Raw genomic sequence first — 6,289 nt, 5'->3', positions numbered from 1 at the left:
TCCCATGAATACACTCCCCGCAGGCGAAATTATTATAAAAAATGTTTGACAATATGTTGGCTTTCGACATCTTGAAGGTGCAGAGTGGAGTGATTGAAGCTGTACCTTTGGGGCCAAAATCTCCGTAAACCATACGCGATACATAGACGTATGGCCGGTCCATTTCCTGCTCCATGTCGAGGTCGGCAACGCTGAGGCGTGGCCCAAGCCCGATGTGCCCCAGGATCTCCATGTTGTCGCTACCGGGGTCGGTGGGTGTCCATTGTGCAGCAGCGGGCAGTACTGACACCAAAAGCAGCGCAAGGCCGGCTAAGAAAGACAGGATTTGAGGTATTAAAATGGGCCGTTTCATGGGCGGATAGGGTTTGGAGGGCACGCCTGGCCGCAACTGACACATGACATAGCCCAATGGTCAAATCAAAAAATCATGCGGTAATGCAAATAGCAGGGTCGAGCTGTTGAACAAAACGGAAAAAACAGCCTGACAGGTTCACTTGCAAGAATCCGCACGAATACCCGTAAGGTACATATTTCGTGTGCCGTTTGCAGCGATTGACCTGTTTTTTTATCGCCAGACTGTTAAGTTCAAGGACAAGTATTTATCAGACACAAAGACACCATCATGGGTCGTAAATTTTCGAAAGAAGAAGCGGAACGGATTTTCTCCCTGGCAGCTGAACGCCAGCAAGCAAAACGGATTGATGAGGTCAATCAGCTCAGTTTGGCAGAGCTTGAAGAAGCCGGACTAGCAGCCGGCATTGATCCTGCGTTCATCCGCGAGGCGGCAGGAGACCTGTTGCGACCCGACCGCGCAACAGAACAACGGGATTTTATGGGTTTCCCGGTGGAATTACGCGAGTCCCATGTTTTACCCATCGCTTTTGATGATCAAAACTGGAAACAGGCGGTTGATATTTTTACCGGGGTTTACAACAAACCGGGTTTGGTCACTGAAATTGGCACAACAAGAAGATGGCAAAGTGAACCCAAAGAAACGGGTATTCCTGTAACAGTCATTGCTGAGAAAGAAAGCCATGGCACACGGTTTACCATTGAGAAAAAGACCTGGCCCATGACCCTGGGGTTTGGTATTGGGTCTGTGGTCAATGTGCTCATGGGACTCATGTTTGGCATTGTTTGGCTTTCAACCACCGGAAATGAAGAGCTCGTTTTCCCGGCCGGCATTATGATGGGGATAGGCCTGCTCCTTGGGGTCATTGGCGGATTCAGTACCAAAGCCATGGCAAAGCAAGATGCAAAACATTTCGAAAATGTATTCCGGCACCTGAACAACCTCGCACAGGCTAGCGAGGACGAGCCTGAAGAGCGTGAAGCCGCACCAACAAGCAGCCGCTCAAACCACCACAATGCTGGCAAGCTCCTGGACAACATGGATGAAATTCAAGACAGTAACCGCACAAATTCAGGTACTAAAACCCGTACCTAACCAAGGGGGGCGAATATTTTGCGCATGGCTTTCTGTGAAACCCGGTGCACCTCTACCGGAGAAAGCGTGGCCGGCGTCCCCTCTTCTGCTGCCTGTTCAAGCACGAGAAACGGGCGCAGGTTCTTGCGGCGCAACACTTCAACTACGCTGGCATAATCGATGTCCCCTTCGCCAAATGTCTCTGTCCAAATATGATTAAGCGACTGGCGAATGTGTAGTTCGCTGATCCGTTCACCGTACAGATCAATCACATCGAACAAGGCAACATTGGAATTTTCAGAGCCCCGGTACACCCAGTGTACATCCAGGCAAAAGGTTACGTGTCGCGGGTTTGTAGACAGCATCATATGATGAAACTCGCGCGCGCCGGCCCTGAACTCGCTGTCGTGTGTGTGGTAGGCAAGCGTCAGGCCACGGTTGTACAATTCGGCACCAAGCTGCTGGAGGGCCACAGCCTGTACTCGCAGCTGCGCATCGGTTTTGTTCTCCGGACTATTCCACCCCAACGGACTCGGGTTGATAACAATAATTTTGGTACCCAGTGCCTTGCAACTGTCAGCAATTTTCAACACTTGCGCAATGCTGTCTTCTGCATCTCCTGCCTCGTGAAACTTACTGTTCACATAGATGGAGCGCATTTTAAGTCCGTGCTTTTCGAGCAAAGGCGCTATCTCATCTACCTGATCTGTTGAGGTAATTGAAGGCTCAATACCGTCGACTCCGCTTGAGGCAACCGCGGCCAGGCCAGCATCTATGTCTGCATAAAAATCTTTTCCTTCCCGGCGGTAATAGGTTAACCAGGTGTACAGATTGCAGGAAATATGGTTGTCATGCTGCCACAACCCGGCAAGCGGATACAAGGAAGGAAGCGCGGCAGCGCCGGCACCTTGCGCAAGAAATCGGCGTCGATTCATCTCTGTAGGGTGTTCAGTAGAAACAAGCGGGCAAAGTATACAACAAATTACGCGAAAAATGGGACGATGAAAATCCGACGCAGGATTCTCAGCGTCAACCGTCACCTGACCTGAATAAATTTTATACCGCCCATCGCTACAGGTATATTAAGCAGATATAAACAGAAGTTGGGGAAATGCTGGTCCACTCCCTAGACTCATCACGAGTGATTGCCTAACGCATAGCAGCCGGCCTTGATTTCTTTGCTGCAGCCACGCGATAGACAATCAGCGATTCTGTTCGAGCAAAAAATGGTTATCTTAACTTTTTACGCTCAGACCAGAATGCAAATTTGCAAAAAAGCATCTACCTTACTGCCTGGCGCACTCTTTGCACCTGTCCAGGCCGTTGATGGCTTTGGTGTCATCCATCCGGGCATACGTATCCCCGTTTATACTCTCTTTGATAAAATACAGGATGCCGTAGCAAGATGTACACCACTGCTTACCTTAGCCTGTTGCCCGATGACTATAATCAAGACCAAGTAATTTTTAATACACCATCGCTTTCGCGTGCCTTCAGTCAATCACCCTAAGGGTATTGCACGTCCGACCCAATACGGCACCCATCCTGCTACAGGATTACCTGACTATGATTTATTTCTTGATTGCCGCAGCTGCCTTGCTGCTTATTTTGCTGCACGACCTCTTCCAAAAGAAACACGCGATCCTCCGTAATTTTCCGCTTGTTGGTCACTTGCGCTACCTCCTTGAGCGGGTTGGGCCGGAACTGCGACAGTACATTGTAACCAACAACAATGAAGAGCGTCCGTTTAGCCGAGACCAGCGGCGCTGGGTCTACAGCTCATCCAAGAAGCAAAACAACTACTTCGGTTTTGGCTCAGACAATAACTTTGAAACGACAAAAGATTATCTGATCTATAAACACAGCGCCTTCCCGCTCGCCGGCACACATCCCGGCGAACCAGGCTACGATGACCAGTACCGTATTCCGGCTGCCAAAGTACTCGGGGGCTATCGGGAACGCACAAAACAATTCCGCCCCTCTTCGATCATTAATGTCTCCGGAATGAGTTTCGGCTCCCTAAGCTCAGCCGCCATTCGTGCGATCAATGAAGGATGTAGTGCATCGGGCTGCCTGCACAATACAGGCGAAGGTGGCGTATCGCCCTATCACCTTAAAGGTGGTGAGTTAATCTGGCAAATAGGAACGGGGTATTTTGGATGCCGCGCTGAAGATGGAGGATTTAGCCTGCCCAAGCTGCTGGAGACGGTTGACAAACATCCGCAAATCCGCGCCATTGAGTTAAAACTGAGCCAGGGTGCCAAACCAGGGCTTGGCGGGGTGTTGCCGGGCGCAAAAGTAACACCTGAAATAGCAAGTATCCGTGGTATTCCAGTAGGCAAAGACTGCTTGAGCCCGAATGGGCACCGCGCATTTAGCGACATCGATGAAATGCTGGATTTGGTTGAAGAAATTGCTGCAGCATCCGGACTGCCTGTTGGTATTAAATCTGCCGTAGGTGATCTTCAGTTCTGGCATGACCTTGCGAAGCTGATGGCTTCAACCGACCGGGCAGTAGACTTCATCGCAGTTGATGGTGGCGAAGGTGGCACGGGCGCCGGCCCGCTGGTGTTTTCAGACCACGTATCGTTGCCTTTCCGCGCAGCGTTCAAACACGTGTATCTTGCGATGGCTGAACAAGACTTGCAAGACCACATTGTTTTCATCGGTGCGGGCAAACTGGGCTTCCCGGAAAGTGCACTCCTCGCCTGCGGCATGGGCTGCGACATGATTGCCGTTGCACGCGAAGCCCTGCTTGCCATTGGATGCATCCAGGCGCAGAAATGTGAGACAGGCAAGTGTCCGACGGGGGTTACCACGCACAATAAGTGGCTTGTACGCGGCCTCGACCCTACAGACAAAGGCGCGCGGCTTGCCAACTACCTCATTACCCTCCGTAAAGAGATCAAACGACTCTGCCATGCCGGCGGTGTTGCACACCCGGCCATGATCACATTAGATCATTTTGAGATAATGGACGGGCCGTTTTCGTCTCGAAATGCGCGTGAAGTTTTTGGTTACACAGCTTACCAGGATAAGCCAGGCCCTAACGAAGACAACTACGTAAATAACATCTTTCTGAACAAAAACTGAAGGCATATCGCTCAATAAACAGCCATATGGACGATTTGCGCGGTTAACAGCAATCCGATTAAGCAAGCACTTACACCTTCCAAAGTACACTTAAGCAATACCTAATTTGCCTCCTTCCCGAAGTTTGGCACTATTTGTGATTTGGCTTGCTGGTAATATTGATTACCCCTATAATAGAATTATCCATACCCCCACTTCTACGTTAGCGAAAGCAATAGCAACGACTGTTGTATAGTAATCCAGACACAGTATCCGTAACCCAGATATTGTGCCCTTGCAAAAAGCCCCTCTCCCCGATTGACACGTAGCGACCTCCACCGTTTGTCTTGTATGAGCCGAATGCGCCTGTGTCATCTGCTGCGCTTGAAGAAGAGAATTATGTGAGCGATATGGCCAACCCAGAACATCTTGCCATTTTAAAGCAAGGCGTTGAGGAATGGAATAAATGGCGGGATAAAAACCGCGATATCCAGCCCGACCTCATCGGCGCAAATCTGCGTGGTGCCGACCTCAGCGGCGCCAACCTTAAAGACACAAATTTGTTTGCTGCGAACCTGCAAGGTGCAGACCTCAGGTGGGCATACCTGATCAAAGCAAACCTGTTTGAATCCAACCTTAGCGGAGCCAAGCTCTTTCGGGCAGACCTCAGCATGGCAAACTTTGTGCGCGCCAACCTCTTTCGCGCCAACCTCTGCAGGGCCCGGCTTTTCAGAACCAACCTGAGCCGCGCCAATCTGTGCAGATCGAATTTGCAAGAAGCCAATCTCCCAAAATCCATTTTATTTGGCGCCCGACTTGTCGGCGCTAACCTGAAAGGGGCCGACCTGAGTGAAGCCAACATGAACAGTGTTGACCTCAGCGGCGCCATTATTGACAAAGACACAAATCTTCAAAAGACCAAAGATGTCGTTTCTGGCGTAAACGGTATTTATTCCAACAGCACCGACTCAGCTGCGCTGATTGTCCTCTCCCCGCGTGGCGACTCCATGCTAGGACCAAGTGCGGATGCTGTTGTCCAGAGCCTTTCGCGTGCAAGGCGTTACCACGGCTTTTCTGTAGGCCTCGGTATCGTAATGCTGGCCATTTTGATCATGAGCCCGCCAGACGCAGCACTCTATAACTTTGGTAACTACAAAACGCCCATTGAACGGTTTGCACTGTTCTCTATGATTTTCACGGCCGGCATCCTCAGCTTTGTCAAAGCCTTTTTGGAAGATGCACTCGATGGCACCCGGTGCCTGCGGGATCGCGACAGCGCCATGATAGTAGGCCGATTCCCATGGATTCTAACCCGCTTCACAGGCCACCGTTGGGACAAACGCGCGTTGTCCATGGTGTCCCGCACTGCACTAGCCTTACATCCGGTCATCTATCTTTTTGTCCCGCGCGAAACCATTGCGTGGTATGACTGGGTGCTGGGAGGTGTTATTTTGTTATTCAGCGTCTGGATATTGTTGTTGTCTCAACAATATCAGCGTCCGATTCTCTTCGACTCTAAAACAGAGTTTTACAAAAAACGCGACCTCAATACGCTTACCAATCAACTGGAAGAGCTGGTTGACGAAATACAAAACAGCGATCAGGTGCAGAAGACAAACGTACCCAAGCAGGTCCCGCCGCAAAAGAACGTTCCGCAGCTCAACCCACACCAACGCAAGAAAATCATGTGAAAAATAGCTGCTTGTGTTTGGTATTTTGGTCCCATGTCTCAATCGAAGCCCAAACTTGCGATGAGAGGCGGCATTTTGCCTAGCAAGAAATCTACATTGA

At 50.4% G+C, this 6,289-nt stretch carries 5 protein-coding genes; 3 read left to right on the top strand and 2 right to left on the bottom strand.

What is annotated here, in order from left to right; genetic code table 11:
• The coding region (locus AAF564_25385) for a hypothetical protein (GenBank protein MEM8488903.1) at window positions 1-352 on the bottom strand (352 nt) is incomplete at its 3' end.
• Between the two features lie 270 nt (window positions 353-622).
• Here AAF564_25385 and AAF564_25380 point away from each other — a divergent pair.
• On the top strand, window positions 623-1,447 hold the full coding sequence (locus AAF564_25380) for a hypothetical protein (GenBank protein ID MEM8488902.1): 825 nt from the start codon (window positions 623-625) through the stop codon (window positions 1,445-1,447).
• On the opposite strand, the gene AAF564_25375 is transcribed toward AAF564_25380, so the two are convergent.
• On the bottom strand, window positions 1,444-2,361 hold the full coding sequence (locus tag AAF564_25375) for a sugar phosphate isomerase/epimerase (GenBank protein MEM8488901.1): 918 nt from the start codon (window positions 2,359-2,361) through the stop codon (window positions 1,444-1,446). The genes AAF564_25380 and AAF564_25375 overlap by 4 nt on opposite strands.
• 631 nt (window positions 2,362-2,992) lie before the next feature.
• On the opposite strand from AAF564_25375, the gene AAF564_25370 reads away from it, so the two are divergent.
• A complete protein-coding gene (locus AAF564_25370; GenBank protein ID MEM8488900.1) occupies window positions 2,993-4,519 on the top strand; it encodes an FMN-binding glutamate synthase family protein in 1,527 nt (508 codons plus the stop codon).
• A gap of 326 nt (window positions 4,520-4,845) precedes the next feature.
• Complete coding sequence (locus tag AAF564_25365) at window positions 4,846-6,189, top strand: pentapeptide repeat-containing protein (GenBank protein ID MEM8488899.1); 1,344 nt, start codon at window positions 4,846-4,848, stop codon at window positions 6,187-6,189.
• Window positions 6,190-6,289: the final 100 nt, after the last annotated feature.

This window comes from Bacteroidota bacterium (assembly GCA_039111535.1).
Taxonomy (GTDB): domain Bacteria; phylum Bacteroidota; class Rhodothermia; order Rhodothermales; family JAHQVL01; genus JBCCIM01.
This window is presented reverse-complemented; position numbering and strand designations above follow the sequence as displayed.

Coding starts and splice junctions, on each gene's coding strand:
- AAF564_25375 (MEM8488901.1), bottom strand. CDS start 2,361: ATGAATCGACGCCGATTTCTTGCGCAAGGTGCCGGCGCTGCCGCGCTT.
- AAF564_25370 (MEM8488900.1), top strand. CDS start 2,993: ATGATTTATTTCTTGATTGCCGCAGCTGCCTTGCTGCTTATTTTGCTG.
- AAF564_25380 (MEM8488902.1), top strand. CDS start 623: ATGGGTCGTAAATTTTCGAAAGAAGAAGCGGAACGGATTTTCTCCCTG.